This window comes from Chryseobacterium sp. MIQD13 (assembly GCF_050496705.1).
Lineage (GTDB): Bacteria > Bacteroidota > Bacteroidia > Flavobacteriales > Weeksellaceae > Chryseobacterium.
Map to the genome: position 1 here is coordinate 744,247 of NZ_JBNWAF010000001.1, position 15,391 is coordinate 759,637.

Genomic DNA, 15,391 nt, shown 5'->3' on the forward strand with positions numbered 1-15,391 from the left:
GACCAGATTTATCATGACTTTCAATAAATGTTTTAGTGATTTTCAACGTACTTGTGAAAATTATTCAGGATAGCATACCAGCCGTCCCGCTGCATTTCCACAGAATTCTGTTTTTCAGGATCGAAAATTTCGGTAACCTTTGTAGTGTTTTCGTCTATCTTATCAAAAATGACTTCAACCTTCCGGCCGTCTTCCATATGGTATTTGATAACAGCATTCGGGACAACTTCATCGTAGAATCCCTCAAAATCAAAACCAAAACTTTTATCTTTTGCTTCCATTCTGGTCTTAAATTTCCCTCCTACCCGTAAATCATTTTCTGAACTGGGACACTGCCATGATTCATGGGCAAAATTCCATTTCGTGATATGTTTGGGTTCATTAAAGTAATTCCAAACCTTTTCTACCGGGGCTAAAATTGTGATATCTATTTTAATCGGGTCCATAGTTTTATTTTTAAATATTTGAGTAAAAAGGCAGTTCAGGTTGAACTGCCCGTAATAATTTAGTTAAATATAAGATTATTTTGAATATTCTTCATTATAGTTCACCATCCAATGAACTCCGTATTTATCCTGGAAACTTCCAAAATAATCTCCCCAAAACTGGTCCTCGATAGGCATTTCTATGTTTCCACCTTCAGAAAGTCCTTTGAAAAGCCTGTCTGCCTCTTCCTTAGATTCCGGGAAAATTGAAACATAATTGTTATTTCCTACATTAAGAGTTTGTCCGAAGCTAGGAACAATATCCGAAGCCATCAGAAGATCTTTTCCAATAGGCAGAGCAACATGCATTACCCTGTTTTTTTCCTCTTCTGATAAATTTTCGGTTCCGGGAGCGTTACCCATTTTATGAATTTCACCAAGGAATTCTCCTCCGAAAACTGATTTGTAAAAATTGAAAGCTTCTTCTGCTTTTCCATCAAAATTTAGGTATGGATTTAATTTAGCCATGATTTCTGGTTTTTAAATGTTATTGTTAATTAGTATGTGTTTGGTTTAAATGCTGAGAACGCCAGGTTTTTATATTGCTGCTATGAACTATTAATGGTTTAAAAATTTTGTCACCTCATTTATGGTCATATCTATTAAATGATCATCTGTATTTCCTTCAAAATCTGCCATCATATAAGAACCGTGGCCTGCCGGAAGGATCATAAGCTGAGATCCTGGTACCAGACGCCACATTTCTACCACATGTTCCGGTTTCATGACATCTTTATCACCGCTTATGAATAATACAGGAACGTTTATAGATGTTAAAATTTTCTCGTCCCAGTCTTCAAAGGTCTGCATCCTTTTGCTGTCTTTATCAAACAGATTTTCAAGTTTTGAAAAATCAGGATTCAGATTAAGGAAATTAATTTTCAAAGGTTCCGGCATTGATTCCAGTGTCGCTTCTGCCATGCTTTCGAAAAAACCGTCCATCATTCCGTTTCGTTTGTAGAATGAAGAAGCGACAATAAGTTTTTCGGTTATGTCAGGGTAAAGGTGGGCAATCTGCATCACGGTATTTCCACCGTTGCTGAATCCCCAGAATGAAGCTTTTCCGATATGAAGTTCTTTTAAAAGAGCAGCAACATCGTGGGCATCCTGTTCAAAGGTTTCAGGAATATCGCGGTGATCGGTCATTCCGTGGTTTTGCAGATCTATTCCTATCAGCTGAAACTGATTGTCAAGTCTGGAAATTACTTCTTTAAAATCAAACAGGATTGAAGATCCTCCGCCATGAACTAATACCAGCGGTTTTCCGGAACCATAGATCTCATAATACATATTGATCCCGTTGACATGCTTATAGCCTTTTTCTTTAGGTTCCATTGATTAGTATTTTAGATTTTCATCCACATCATATTTCATTCCCGGATACCCCAGAATTCTCCTCATCAAACCTATCTGTCCGCATAAATAGTCTTCGCGGCCAATGCACATTCCGGCAAAATTGAGTTTTGTTTCACGAACGAAGGGAATATTCATTCCGATCTCAAAAATTTCGTCCAGTTCTTCATCACTAACTTCCCAGAGCTTTTGATATACTTTTGGCGAAATATCATGGAAGTTTTTTTCCAGCTCATCTAAACTAGGATAGTTGTAGCTTTCATCCAATGCTTTTCCCTGAAAGAAAAGATCACTGTAAGGATCTTCGTCTCTGAGTCCTAAAACCCAGCCCAGTCCATAACGCATATTCACAAAGTTTCCTGCCATCCAGACAATATGGTTGGTTTTTCCTTCAATTCTTTTCAATCCATCTTCTTCCGAAATACCGTCCAAAACATTGAGAAAGTTTTGGGAGTGCATTCTGTAAGCCGGAATAACGAGCTCCATTTTTTTAGATTTTGGTGTGTCCATTTTTTGATTTTTAGTTGTTTTAAAAATGATATCTTTCCGAATAAGGAATATGCAGCCCTTCTTCTACAAATCTTCTCAGAATTCTTAAGTATACAGCCCAGCAGAAAGAAGTCTGTCTAAAATGCTCATTGGTATGCTTCCAATCTGTATGGTAAAAACTTATTTTAATCCCGTTTACAGTTTCTTTTAAAATAAATCCAACTTTTGTTCCTGTCCAGTCTGCATCTGCATCAGTTATTAGAAATTCAATTTCGTAGGGAGGATTAAATTTTGAAATTTTACCTTTCCAGATATACTCTTCAGAAAATTCAAAAATATATTCTGAATTCAGTTCCGGAACACCCTTGCAATAGTGAGTCCACCATTCATTGAGAAATTCGGGAACGGAAACCATTCTAAATACATCTTCCAGTTTGGCATTTACTTCAAGGTCATGAAGAATTGAAAAAGAATTTTCCATAATTTAGATTTTTATCAAAGTACAGATTAAGCAAATATCATTTAATACTATTTTATAGCACCGGGTTTTCCTAAAACCCTTCTCAGATAACCCAGCTGTCCGCTGTGATAAAGTTCGTGAAGACAAAAGATGGCAATATCATTTATTGTTTCAGGATTAAAGCTTTCAATTGTGATAAGTTTTGCTTCCAGTTTATCCTGTGACTGCTGCAGATAAGATTTTAATTCTTCAAAAGTGACCAATTCATCAATTCTGTCAAGCGGAATTGCCCCTCTGTTGTAGCAGGAAAATTTTTCGTCGTCCCAGACAGATGTTTCGCCAAGAGTTTCCAGGAAAGCATTTCTTATGTAAAGTAGGTGCCCCAGAATCCAGTTCATGCAGTTGGCTTCACCATTTGGAAAAACCATAGATTCTTCTTGGGTAATACCGTCAATATTCATTAAAATCACTTTGTAATTACTGAATACCTGCACTTTTACGATTTCAGTATCATTTGATTTTGTTTCCATAACAATGAAGTTTATAGGATACTTTCTGTTTTTCTCCCATGGATTAAACAATAAATACAGATCTCCTAAAATTCTGCAGGCATTTGAGATATATCAGCAAATGTTATGTTCCAGCCATGTCCGTCTAAGTCCCAAAAAGAGTTCTGATACATCCATCCGTAATCCTGAGGCTCCTCATGCTGGGACGCTCCATTTTCTACAGCAGCATTCACTACCTGATCCACTTCTTCACGGCTGTTAAGTCCAACAGCAACAAGAACCTGCGTTGTATCTCCTTTTGGAACAGGTCTTTCGGAAAAAGTCTGGAAATATTCTTCTGTGAGAAACATAGCGTAAATACTGTCTTCTTTCATTACTACGCAGGTTGCCTTCTCATCTGAAAATTGTTCGTTAATTTCAAATCCGAGTTTGGTCCAGAATTCTTTTGTTTTCTGTACATTTTTTACCGGAAGGTTGACATAAATTTGATTGACTTTCATAATTGTAATTATTTGGTGTTAAACTTTTAACCAAAATTACCAAGCCTTTATGAAAATCAACTTGCCATAAGACAAGATTTAATTTTTCTTTGGATGGGATACAATTTCCTTACGGATCCTGCTTAAAGAAGTGTCTGTAACACCCAGATAGGAAGCAATCTGCTTGAGAGGAGCAAACTGTACAACCTGAGGTTTCTGCTCCAAAAGATTAAGATACCGTCTGGTTGCAGAAAGGGTAAACATCTCCACGGAACGCTGTTTGTAAGCAAAAAGTTCTTTAGACATCCATGATCTTCCCCATTCTCTGAGGTTGGGTATTTTATGGAACAGCTCCTGAAATGTATCATAATCGAATCTCCAGCATTCGCAGTCTGTAATACAGATGATGTTTTCCTGAGACGGGATCCTTTGAAAAAGTGATAATACTTCAATAATGATTTCATTATCAGCAAAAAAATGTGTGGTCACTTCATTTCCGTTAAAATCATTGACATACGAACGGGCCAGACCTTTTTCCAGAATATAATATTCATTGGCTGTTTTTCCTTCTTCAAGAATCATCTCTCCTTTCTGAAACGAGACTTTTTCGTGAGCTTTAAATATTTCATCAAGCTCTTCGTCTAAAAAAAACGGAAAATCATAGCAGATCTCTAAGGCTTTGCTGGTCATTGAATTGGTGTTTTTGTAAAGATTTAAAAATATAATTTTTAATTGAATCAAAGGTAAAAAAATCAAACAAATTGATGAAGCAGCCTCAAAAATTACACTTAACTACACTATAGGTAGCTATTTTAGCTTTTTACATATAATTAAACAAATTATTTAACCACCCCGTCAAATCTTCGATTTGCCACCCCTCCAAAGGAGGGGAATAATCGCACATTATATGGTTACATATTAATAACTTTTTAAGATATTAAAATAAGGAAAGCTGAATAGGTTTCTGTGGTTTGGGTGGCTCTGCATCTCCGAAAACCGTTTTTCCTCCAAAGCGCCACGAATTCTGCCTTTCTTCCTCAATAACCTGTTGGACGTCAAAATCAGGGGTAAAATCTTTCTCCGTGGCTGTTACAATCTGATGCAGCTTATTCAAAGTATTCAGTTTGTCAGAATTTCCAAGTTTTGATTTTTCAATTCCCTTTCTGAGAATACTGATACTTTCATCATAAGTTTTGGTCGGAACCGGAAAAGGATGTCCGTCTTTTCCACCATGGGCAAAGGAAAACCTTGCCGGATCAGCAAATCTTGAAGGCGCTCCGTGAATGACCTCACTTACAAGTGCCAAAGACTGCATCGTCCTAGGTCCTACTCCTTCCAGCATTAAAAGGTCTTCAAAATTCTGAGGCTGCTGTTCACGGGTAACATATAAAAGAGCACCAAGACGTTTCAGATCAACATCTGAAGCCTGTACATCATGGTGATCCGGAAGAATTAATCTTGAAAAATCCTTCATTACATCAATGGAATCAGCATGGGAAATATCCAAAATTCCCTTCCTGTTTTCTGAGGCATCAGCATCGGTAAGATTGAGAATTCTTCCTCTGGAAATACCATTAATTCCTGTGTGGGGTTCTTCTATAAATGATCTGACATTTTCTGAATGCCAGTGATAACGTCTTGCTGTACCATCAGTCCCGTGCATTCCCTGCTGTACAACACTCCAGCTTCCGTTATCCGCAAGAATAAAATTATGCAGATAAAGCTGATACCCATCCTGAATGGCTGTATTATCCACTTTTGCTGAAAGTTTACTGGCTCTTACCAGTTCATGACCGTTCAGGCCTGTTTTATCAGCAATCTGAAGAAGTTCTGAAGGAGTTTCTCTTGAAAACTTCCCTTTACCGCCACAGATGTAAAGCCCCAGCGATTGTGAATTGGGATTGATGGAACGTTTCAAAGCACCCATTACAGAAGTGGTAATTCCTGAAGAATGCCAGTCCATCCCCATCACCGCTCCAAAGCTCTGAAACCAGAAAGGATCTGCAAGTCTTCTGAGAACCTCATCTTTGCCATAATCCATCAGGATCACTTCAATAATGGAAAGCCCGAGTACAGACATACGTTCGTACAGCCACGGTGGTACTTTTCCATAATGTAATGGTAAATCTGCAGTTCCTGAACGTTTCATTGTGGAGTAAAGATAGTTTTAATATTGTATTTTTTTGATGATCCGGATCATCAGTTTGGCTAAAACCTATGACAGGTCTTTTTTATTGAACTGCTAAAATCCGTGTTTGTAAATACAATCAGTGAATAGAGGAAAATTCGAGGTCTTTATGTTTTTCCTCATCAAATTCTTCGTTGAACGTAATGGTATTTCCGAACGGATCATTTACTGTGAAAGATACAGTTCCGTAAAATGTTTTTTCAAGTCCGGGACGGTTGTATTTATACTTTTTATCAATTAATTCTTTGTGGTATGCAGGAATTCCTTCTCCAAAGACCATCACTCTTGTTCCAGGGGTTCCGTCACCATGATGCTCGCTTAGATGGAAAACCATATTTTCTTTTTTCACCTCCATATAAACAGGTGTATTTTTTTCGAAATAATGTTCCCATACCACTTCAAAACCTAGCCAGTCTACATAAAATTCGATGGTTTTCTGATAGTCAAAAATTCTGAGGACAGGAATGATCTGTGTTGCTTTCATAATAAAATATTTATAAGAAAAATGATGGTTGATGTTGACCTCATCATTTATTGATGGGAAAGTATATTAATTAAATTTCCAAACGGATCTTTTACATAAAACCTGCGTACTCCCCAATCTTCATCAGTAATTCCGTAAGTGATCTCAAAGCCTGCAGCCTTTATTTTTTTGTAGAGTTCATCCACATTATCCACTTCAATGGACAATAAGGGAACTTCCGTATTATTTCCACCCTGAATGGCCAAACTTACCTGAACTCTTGCTTCTTCCCTGTTTCCGAAAGTTTTGATCCAGCCGTGATCCATCAAAATATCAAGACCTAAAATATCCTGATAAAAACAGTCTGCTCTTGATAAATCTTCAGCTTTTATATTGGCTACAATCCTCTTTATCATGTTACAACCTTATTTGGTAATTCTTATTGCCTAAAAAGCCTTGCGAATAAAATTTTCACAAGGCTTAGCTTTTATAAAAATTTTATTTCAGACTTATTTTAATGCTGAAAGAGCTGCCTCATAATTAGGTTCATCTGCAATTTCAGAAACCTGTTCTGTATAAACTACTTTATTGTTTTCATCCGTTACAATTACAGCACGGCTTAAAAGTCCTTTTAACGGAGAATCTGTAATAGTTACCTCATAATCATCCCCGAAGCTGCTTCTGAAATCTGAAAGGGTCTCTACATTATTCAGTCCTTCCGCTGCACAAAATCTGGTTAATGCAAAAGGCAGATCTTTAGAAACGTTAATTACAACAGTATTATCCAGGCTTGAAGCTTCTTCATTGAATTTTCTTGCTGAGGAAGCACAGGTAGGTGTATCAATACTTGGGAAAATATTGAATACTTTTTTCTTTCCTTCAAAACTTTCAAGGGTTTTTATATTTAAACCTGAATCTACCAGGGCGAAATCTCTAACTGTAGTTCCTACTGATGGCAAAGTACCTATTGTGTTTACTGCATTTCCTTTTAATGTAATTGCTGACATAAATTTATTTTTTTAGTTTTTCAAATTTACTCAAAATACACAGTTTCCTGCGCCAAATAAAGGTTAAATAATTCTTAAAGTAGAAATAAAAAGACTTATTTATTACTAATAATTTACCTGAGTCAAATTTTAATTATATTCGCAATCCAAAAAAATAACAATCATGCGAAAAAAAATTACTTTCCTTCTCTTTGGATTGCCTGTCTTTGGTTTCGCTCAGTCTGTGATCGGAAACATTAATTCCGGGGCAGTTTCTGAAACCAATTTCACCCATTCCGTAGGAGAAATCTATGTAATTCCTTCTGATCCTGACCAAGCTAGTTCAGGTACAATGGGAATGCTTTACCAGTCTGTTTTACAGGTTTTGGGAATCAAAGAACTTGAAAAAGACAACATCAGAATTTATCCCAATCCTACTGCTGATTTTGTTCATATCACACTAAGTTCAAACTCTAAAATTGATGAGGCTGAAGTGTATGACACTGCCGGAAGACTTGTCTTAAAAATAAAATTAGACAGCGGAAAACTTGATCTGCGTAGTCTTAATTCCGGAGTTTATATGGTATCATTCAAAAATCCGGACATCAAACCTATTAAAATCATTAAAAAACCTTAAAAACATATACACATGAAAAAACTTTACGCTACAATAGGATTATTTATTGCAATACTTTTAAGCGCACAGGTTCCACAGGCCTTCAGCTATCAGACTATTGCTTTTAATGCTTCGGGAGCTCCCATTGCTAACGGAAATGTTGCTCTGAAAATAAGCATTCTCGACAACAGTGCTACAGGAACTGTTTTATATACGGAAACTCATAATAAAACCACCAATGCCAAAGGTTTGGTTAATCTTAATATCGGGCAGGGAACTCCTACGACAGGAAATTTTACAGGTATCAACTGGGGAACAAATTCTAAATTCGTGAAGGTCGAAATGGACCCGCAGGGAGGTACTAACTATACCAATGTAGGAGTAAATCAGCTGATGAGTGTTCCTTATGCATTAGTAGCTGATAAAGTAAATATGAATTTTACCACGTCTTCATTAAATGATGATATTGTAGAGAATAAATTTTCAAATTTTGCTGTTTACAATTCATCTGAAGGTAAAACGTATGTATTTAATGCCAGAACAAACACATGGAGTGGGCAAAACGGTGGTAGTGCTTCCACAGGTTATATAATCCCTTCAAACGGAAATTTTGCTGTTTATAATTCCTCAGAAAGTAAAACGTATGTATTTAATGCCAGAACAAACACATGGAACGGGCAAGACGGTGGTAGTGCTTCCACAGGTTATATAATCGCTTCTAATGGAAATTTTGCTGTTTATAATTCCTCAGAAGGTAAAACGTATGTATTTAACGCCAAAACAAACACATGGAGTGGACAAAACGGAGGAAGTTCTTCCACAGGATATATAATCGCTTCTAATGGAAATTTTGCTATCTATAATTCTTCGGAAAGTAAAACGTATGTATTTAATACCAAAACCAATACTTGGAACGGACAGGACGGAGGCAGCTCCTCTACAGGTTATATAAGTGGATTAAATGGAAATTTTGTCATCTACAATTCATCAGAAGGTAAAACTTATGTATTTAATGCCAAAACCAATACTTGGAACGGACAAGACGGTGGTAGTGCATCTGCAGGATATATTACAAGTTCCGGATCAAATTAATATTTATCAAACTGTCTTAATGAGGCAGTTTTTTTATTTCAAAATACTCTAATAAAACAATCATATTTAGTAAATTTGTGATTCTTAAAAATCAAATAATAAATACACAGTATAATGTCAGACAAATCAAAAATCTATTACACACTTACGGATGAGGCTCCAATGTTGGCAACACACTCATTTTTACCTATTGTAAAAGCTTTTACAAAATCGGCAAACATTGAGATTGCAGTTCCGGATATTTCTTTGGCTGGAAGAATCTTAGCCAATTTCCCTGAGTTTTTGAAAGATGACCAGAAAATCGGTGATGCATTGGCTGAATTGGGTCAATTGGCAACTCAGCCGGATGCAAATATTATCAAGTTACCTAATATTTCAGCTTCTGCACCACAGTTAGATGAAGCTATCGCTGAATTACAATCTAAAGGTTTCGCAGTTCCAAACTATCCTGCAGAGCCTAAGAATGATGAAGAAAAAGCCATCAAAGCTAAATATGCAAAAGTTTTAGGAAGTGCGGTAAACCCTGTATTAAGAGAAGGAAATTCTGACAGACGTGCTCCAAAAGCGGTTAAGAACTATGCAAAAGCTAATCCTCACAGAATGGGTGACTGGGCTTCTGACAGTAAAACTGATGTTGCACATATGGATGGAGGAGATTTCTACGGTACTGAAACTTCAACCACTGTAGAAAATGCTACAAAATTCAAAATTACATTTAAAGGTAATGACGGTACTGAAACTTTATTAAAAGATTTTGCAGGTCTTCAGGCCGGAGAAGTAATTGATTCTTCTGTAATGAATTTAAACTCTTTAAAAGCATTTGTTCAGAAAGCAATTGATGAAGCAAAAAACAGAAACGTACTTCTTTCTGCACACCTTAAGGCTACGATGATGAAAATCTCTGATCCGATTATTTTCGGAGCGATCGTAGAAACTTATTTCAAAGACGTTTTCACTAAATATGCTGAGACTTTCAAGTCTTTAGACATTAATCCAAATAACGGTCTTGCCGATCTTTTCGAAAAAATCAAAGGAAATGCTCAGGAGGCTGAGATCAAGGCGGATATTGAAACTGCTTTGGCTAACGGACCTAGAGTGGCTATGGTAAATTCTGATAAAGGTATTACCAATTTCCACGTTCCTTCTGATATCATCGTTGATGCTTCTATGGCTGCTTTGGTAAGAGGCGGCGGTAAAATGTGGAACAAAGACGGTAACGAAGAAGATACGGTATGTATTATCCCGGACCGTTCTTATGCAGGTTTCTATCAGTCTGTAATTGACGATATGAAAGCTCACGGAAAGCTTGACCCTACTACAATGGGATCAGTTCCAAACGTAGGTTTGATGGCTCAGAAAGCTGAAGAGTATGGTTCTCATGACAAAACATTCCAGGCATCAGCTGCCGGAACTATTGAAGTACAGGATGAAGCAGGAAATATTCTTCTTACTCAAAAGGTAGAAAAGGGTGATATTTTCAGAATGTGTCAGACTAAAGATGCACCAATCCAGGATTGGGTAAAATTGGCTGTAAACAGATCAAGACTTTCTGATACTCCTGCTATTTTCTGGTTAGACAAAGGAAGAGCACACGACAGAGAGATCATCAAAAAAGTAGAAAAATATCTTAAAGATCACGATACAACTGGCCTTGACATCAGAATCCTTGATGTAAAAGATGCAATGACTGAAACGCTTAAAAGAGCAAGAGAAGGAAAAGACACCATCTCCGTTTCAGGTAACGTATTGAGAGATTATTTAACAGACCTTTTCCCTATCCTTGAATTAGGTACTTCTGCAAAAATGCTTTCTATTGTTCCATTGATGAACGGAGGAGGTTTATTTGAAACAGGTGCGGGAGGCTCTGCTCCAAAACACATTGAGCAGTTCCTTGAAGAAGGTTATTTAAGATGGGATTCTCTGGGTGAATTCCTGGCTCTTCAGGCTTCTTTAGAGCATTTGGCTCAGACACAGGGAAATACAAAATCTCAGGTTTTGGCTGATGCATTGGACGAAGCTAACGCTAAATTCCTTGCTACAGACAAATCTCCTGCAAGAAAAGTAGGCCAGATAGACAACAGAGGTTCTCACTTCTATTTAGCAATGTACTGGGCTGAAGCTTTGGCAAACCAGACTGCTGATGCTGAACTGGCAGCTCATTTTGCTCCGGTTGCAGCAGCATTAAAGGAAAGCGAAGCTGTGATCAATGAAGAATTAATAAGCGCTCAGGGTAAACCTCAAAACATTGACGGATATTACAAAACGGATACATACAAAACGTATGCAGCCATGAGACCAAGCACTGTTTTAAATGAAATCATTGACGGAATTTAATTTCAGATTTTGATATAAATAAAAGCTCCTTTTTTAAGGGGCTTTTTTATTTGTAGTTATGGTCAACCTATTTTTAGACGGTACTCAACAAACACTTTCACCTCCGTTCTCTATTCAGAAAGTGAACTATCAAAGTGAATTTTATGTGTGATTTTCTATATATTCTGAAGGGGAAACACCAATTATTTGTTTAAAAGTTTTTGTAAATGTACTATGAGATAAAAAACCGGACTCTTCTGCCAAATAAGAGATTTTATATTTTCGGTATTCATCATCGTTCTTTATCTTTTCAGCAATATATAAAATCCTCAGTTCATTGATATAAGAATTGAAATTCTTTCCCTTATGTTTATTAATGATTTCAGATAGAGATTGATTATTGGTTTTCAGCTGTGTAGCCAATGATGATAAAGTAATATTTTTTTTGGTGAATTTATTGGTCTTTTCAAAATCATTTAATCTTTGCAGGATATTTTCAAGAGTTTCTGAGGATATTTGACTCCTTTTTTCATTATTCACAGGTTTCTGTAATATGTTATGATCCTGTTTTTTAGTTTTGACAATTTCTGCATTCTTCTTTTCCTTCTTCTTTTTATAGAAATAATAATATAGAATAAGTATTAAAACTGAAATAAAGATGACCAGTTTTGTCGTTTTCTCTTTTTGTGTATTTTTTTCCGATTCATCATCAATTTGATTTAAAATTGATTGTAATCCATTCTTTTGTTTATCATTTAAGGTTTTATAAAGCTTAAACTCTTTCAAAAGATATTCTGATGCTTTTTCCTTTTGTTCAGTTCTTTCATAAAGGCTGGAAAGAACATGATAATTTTCAATTAATTCTTCGGTGAGATTATTCTTTTCTAAAACAGGAATTGACTTATTAAAATAAAAAAAAGCTTTATTAAAATCCCCACTTTGATATGACAGTATCCCTAAATTGCCATATACTACACTTAGTGAAATTTCCTGAGTCTGAAAGTTTTTTAATTGAAATATCTTTGAATATATTTTTTTGGCAGAATCATATTTCCTCATCAAAAAATAGGTATACCCTTTGTCATTATAAAGATCAACGAGCATTCTTAATCTATCTTGTGAAGGGGATAGTTTAGATTCTTTAATCGCTTTGTCATAATAAGGTATAGCATTATTGAATTGTTTTCTTTTTAAAAATATAATAGCTTGTAAATGATGAGCCAATCCTCGAATCTTATGTTTTTTTTCACTTTCCGGGAGTTTATCTATGTGATAATTAGCTAGATTTAATGGTACTTCTGCCTTATTTAAAACACCTAATGCAATAAAGCCCATTGATCTATTGATGTATGAATTGGCTACAGATTCATTATCATCTATCTCTAATGCTAGTTTTACTGCAATATCATTTGTTTTTATCATCATCTCAATGTTTCCTAAATCTTTGTAAGCATTTGAGGCAGCATTATAAATTTTAATTTTATTTTTTTGAGATTTTATTTGTGGCACCATAGTTTGCCATACTCTTTCAAATTCTTTAAAATTACTATCTCTTAATAAATAAAGAGAATCTATAATTTTTGATTCCTGAGCATTAGATAATATACTGATACAAAGCAATGCGGTATAATATATTTTCATTGTCAGCTGATTTTTCATCTATATGTGTTTTATATGTATTTGATATATTTTGATAATTAAAATTTTCTAAAAGAAAACCATTATCCCTGTTATCAGAATATTTTATTAATATTTATTCATAAATTATTTATAGATTGTGAAAATGATAGATGCAAAAATAGACTTAGTGACATCTGCAATCCCTTGTCATATGATATAAAATAATCATAACTGCTACGAAGTTTTATGATACAAATAATTATATTCAGATGAAAGTCTTCATAAGAAAAAAAGGTTAATCAAAGAGATAATTTGGAAGCCTGATTTGTCCAAAAACGACTTTAATTATTTAAAAAATTACTTTTCAAAATTAGTAATAGTTTGTCGAATTATATACCTTCTAAATTTCCCATTTAAAAGAAATCAAATTCAAGCATTTGATAGTTAGTAATTTAACTACATTTTCCATTTTGTTCATTTATATATTTGAACAATACTAATGCTCGCTTTGGTTCAAATATTTGTATAAAATTGCATCAGAATTAAAGAACAGAACAGCTATCTGGAACTAACACTTTAGTATCACCAAACGAATGGTCAATTATAGATCATTCGTCTATTATTCTTAAAAAAAACACAGATTTCTTTGTATAATATAAAACAAACATTTAATGAAATGAAAAACAAATTATTGCTTTTAGGTATTATTTTGGCTGGTCAAAAAAGTTTAGCGCAATTGGGAATAAATACCGCAAATCCACAAGGTATTTTTAATGTAGATGGAGGGAAAGATAATGCAACATCCGGAAGTTCTTCTACGTCGCAACAGATCAATGACTTTATAGTAAATGCCAACGGAAACACAGGAATAGGAACTCATTCTCCTGTCGTGAAACTTGATATGCGTACATCTTCGGGCAATTCGGCAATGGCTATCGGAAGCACATCTCAATCTGCTTCAAGTGCTAAAGCAGGAGCTATACGCTATGCATCTGTCTCAGGAGGAAAAATACAATATTCCGATGGAACGATCTGGTATGAAGTACAAGCTGCTCCCACCAAAGTTTTTATCAAAGCAGACAATACGAGCGGGTTTACATTGGCCCCCCAATCGAGTGCAATTCCTACCAATTGGACGGAAAGCTATGATACAACGAACAGCTTTAATGCCGCAACTGGTACTTTTACTGCTCCCAGAGCTGGTAACTTTATGCTTAATGCTTCCTATTGTTTCGATGTTGGAACAACCAAAGTAGATACAGGTATTGAGATACAGGTTGTAGTTTCCAATACCAGCGGGACTAAAAGATATAAATTCAGGAAAGAAGCCGGTGGGGCAGGAAATAATTATGTGGCAATTACAGGATCTATAACTATGAATCTGCAAAAGAACGATATTGTGCAGGCCTATCCTTACAATGGTACGGATACTTACACAAAGAGTCTTATTGTGAACCCAGGGTATAACATTCTTTCCATCACTGAATTATAAGGTTTAATACTTTTTATTTACAATTATGAAAAAAATACAGATTTATATTTCGATACTACTTTCTCTTTCTGCCAATTGCTTCCTTTTGGGGCAAGTAGGAGTAGGTACTCAAAATCCCCAAGGAATATTCCATATTGATGGAAGTAAAGATAATAATGCAACAGGCCTTCCTACTCTGGCACAGCAAACCAATGATTTTGTGATAATGGCAAACGGAAGAACAGGAATTGGAAATGTCACCCCGTCAGTAGAGCTTGATGTAAGGGATGCAAATGGCGGTAATAGTGCTGTTGGTATAGGAAATACTGACCAGACACCTTCTGCAGCAGGAGCAGGAGCTATAAAATATGACCCATCAATATCAAATATTGTATATTCAAACGGAAGTGAATGGATTCAGACAAAGCCAATTATCAGTCCAAGAGTTCGGGTGGTAGCGAATAACAGCTCAGTTCTTAATTTTCCTAACAATTCGATGACAGATTTTACATCTTGGTCTGAAACCACAGATACAACAAATAGTTTTGATCCGATTACAGGTGTTTTTACAGCACCAAGAAATGGGGTTTATAATGTTTCGATGGCATTTAATTTTGCCAACGGAAGCATAGCCAGTAACAGTTTTACAAGACTTGCCTTTATAAGTTCTTCAGGAGAAACCAATTACTGTTTATCACCATATGCAGCTTCAGGAATCTCTGATGCAGGAGATGCTTGCTCTTCTTCATTTTATCTTACAACCGGACAAACACTGAAAACGACAATTTTTCATAATCTTGGTCCTAACAAGATACTCAATATAGGGTCAGGATACAATAGTATCACGATTCTGGAAAATTAAAAACA

At 35.6% G+C, this 15,391-nt stretch carries 18 protein-coding genes; 5 read left to right on the plus strand and 13 right to left on the minus strand.

Features of this window, described 5'->3' with window-relative positions; translation table 11 throughout:
* Window positions 1-32: 32 nt before the first annotated feature.
* The 12 genes from ACQWU4_RS03545 to tpx all read right to left on the minus strand — a co-directional run bounded on the left by ACQWU4_RS03545 (window position 33) and on the right by tpx (window position 7,433).
* On the minus strand, window positions 33-446 hold the full coding sequence (locus ACQWU4_RS03545; RefSeq protein WP_429934382.1) for an SRPBCC family protein: 414 nt from the start codon (window positions 444-446) through the stop codon (window positions 33-35).
* A gap of 75 nt (window positions 447-521) precedes the next feature.
* The gene (locus ACQWU4_RS03550; protein WP_429934383.1) at window positions 522-953 is read right to left on the minus strand and encodes a VOC family protein; all 432 of its coding nucleotides are present in this window, start codon (window positions 951-953) and stop codon (window positions 522-524) included.
* Between the two features lie 90 nt (window positions 954-1,043).
* Window positions 1,044-1,820 (minus strand): alpha/beta fold hydrolase, encoded by a 777-nt coding sequence (locus tag ACQWU4_RS03555; RefSeq protein WP_429934384.1) that lies wholly within the window; start codon window positions 1,818-1,820, stop codon window positions 1,044-1,046.
* A 3-nt stretch (window positions 1,821-1,823) separates the two neighbouring features.
* The gene (locus ACQWU4_RS03560; RefSeq protein WP_429934385.1) at window positions 1,824-2,348 is read right to left on the minus strand and encodes a DinB family protein; all 525 of its coding nucleotides are present in this window, start codon (window positions 2,346-2,348) and stop codon (window positions 1,824-1,826) included.
* A 19-nt stretch (window positions 2,349-2,367) separates the two neighbouring features.
* Window positions 2,368-2,808, minus strand: coding sequence for an SRPBCC family protein (locus ACQWU4_RS03565; RefSeq protein WP_429934386.1), 441 nt, complete (start codon window positions 2,806-2,808; stop codon window positions 2,368-2,370).
* Between the two features lie 47 nt (window positions 2,809-2,855).
* On the minus strand, window positions 2,856-3,317 hold the full coding sequence (locus tag ACQWU4_RS03570) for a hypothetical protein (RefSeq protein WP_429934387.1): 462 nt from the start codon (window positions 3,315-3,317) through the stop codon (window positions 2,856-2,858).
* A 65-nt stretch (window positions 3,318-3,382) separates the two neighbouring features.
* The gene (locus tag ACQWU4_RS03575) at window positions 3,383-3,796 is read right to left on the minus strand and encodes a VOC family protein (RefSeq protein ID WP_429934388.1); all 414 of its coding nucleotides are present in this window, start codon (window positions 3,794-3,796) and stop codon (window positions 3,383-3,385) included.
* Between the two features lie 78 nt (window positions 3,797-3,874).
* Window positions 3,875-4,465, minus strand: coding sequence for a Crp/Fnr family transcriptional regulator (locus tag ACQWU4_RS03580; protein ID WP_429934389.1), 591 nt, complete (start codon window positions 4,463-4,465; stop codon window positions 3,875-3,877).
* A 247-nt stretch (window positions 4,466-4,712) separates the two neighbouring features.
* The gene (locus tag ACQWU4_RS03585) at window positions 4,713-5,924 is read right to left on the minus strand and encodes a DUF763 domain-containing protein (protein WP_429934390.1); all 1,212 of its coding nucleotides are present in this window, start codon (window positions 5,922-5,924) and stop codon (window positions 4,713-4,715) included.
* Window positions 5,925-6,042: 118 nt separating this feature from the next.
* Window positions 6,043-6,447, minus strand: a complete 405-nt coding sequence (locus ACQWU4_RS03590) for a glyoxalase superfamily protein (protein WP_429934391.1) — start codon at window positions 6,445-6,447, stop codon at window positions 6,043-6,045.
* 47 nt (window positions 6,448-6,494) lie between these two features.
* Window positions 6,495-6,842 (minus strand): glyoxalase superfamily protein, encoded by a 348-nt coding sequence (locus ACQWU4_RS03595; protein ID WP_429934392.1) that lies wholly within the window; start codon window positions 6,840-6,842, stop codon window positions 6,495-6,497.
* Between the two features lie 93 nt (window positions 6,843-6,935).
* Window positions 6,936-7,433: a thiol peroxidase gene (gene tpx, locus ACQWU4_RS03600; protein WP_429934393.1), complete on the minus strand. Its 498-nt coding sequence runs from the start codon at window positions 7,431-7,433 to the stop codon at window positions 6,936-6,938.
* A 163-nt stretch (window positions 7,434-7,596) separates the two neighbouring features.
* Between tpx and ACQWU4_RS03605 the strand changes: the two genes are divergently transcribed.
* The 3 genes from ACQWU4_RS03605 to ACQWU4_RS03615 all read left to right on the plus strand — a co-directional run bounded on the left by ACQWU4_RS03605 (window position 7,597) and on the right by ACQWU4_RS03615 (window position 11,454).
* Complete coding sequence (locus tag ACQWU4_RS03605; RefSeq protein ID WP_429934394.1) at window positions 7,597-8,049, plus strand: T9SS type A sorting domain-containing protein; 453 nt, start codon at window positions 7,597-7,599, stop codon at window positions 8,047-8,049.
* A gap of 12 nt (window positions 8,050-8,061) precedes the next feature.
* Window positions 8,062-9,120 (plus strand): hypothetical protein, encoded by a 1,059-nt coding sequence (locus ACQWU4_RS03610; RefSeq protein WP_429934395.1) that lies wholly within the window; start codon window positions 8,062-8,064, stop codon window positions 9,118-9,120.
* Window positions 9,121-9,234: 114 nt separating this feature from the next.
* Complete coding sequence (locus tag ACQWU4_RS03615; RefSeq protein WP_429934396.1) at window positions 9,235-11,454, plus strand: NADP-dependent isocitrate dehydrogenase; 2,220 nt, start codon at window positions 9,235-9,237, stop codon at window positions 11,452-11,454.
* Window positions 11,455-11,595: 141 nt separating this feature from the next.
* Here the strand turns inward: ACQWU4_RS03615 and ACQWU4_RS03620 are convergent, their stop codons facing one another.
* Window positions 11,596-13,092 (minus strand): helix-turn-helix domain-containing protein, encoded by a 1,497-nt coding sequence (locus ACQWU4_RS03620; RefSeq protein ID WP_429934397.1) that lies wholly within the window; start codon window positions 13,090-13,092, stop codon window positions 11,596-11,598.
* Window positions 13,093-13,729: 637 nt separating this feature from the next.
* On the opposite strand from ACQWU4_RS03620, the gene ACQWU4_RS03625 reads away from it, so the two are divergent.
* Window positions 13,730-14,545 (plus strand): hypothetical protein, encoded by an 816-nt coding sequence (locus ACQWU4_RS03625; protein ID WP_429934398.1) that lies wholly within the window; start codon window positions 13,730-13,732, stop codon window positions 14,543-14,545.
* Window positions 14,546-14,570: 25 nt separating this feature from the next.
* Entirely contained in the window at window positions 14,571-15,386 is an 816-nt protein-coding gene (locus ACQWU4_RS03630) for a hypothetical protein (RefSeq protein ID WP_429934399.1), read from the plus strand.
* The last annotated feature ends 5 nt before the right edge of the window (window positions 15,387-15,391 follow it).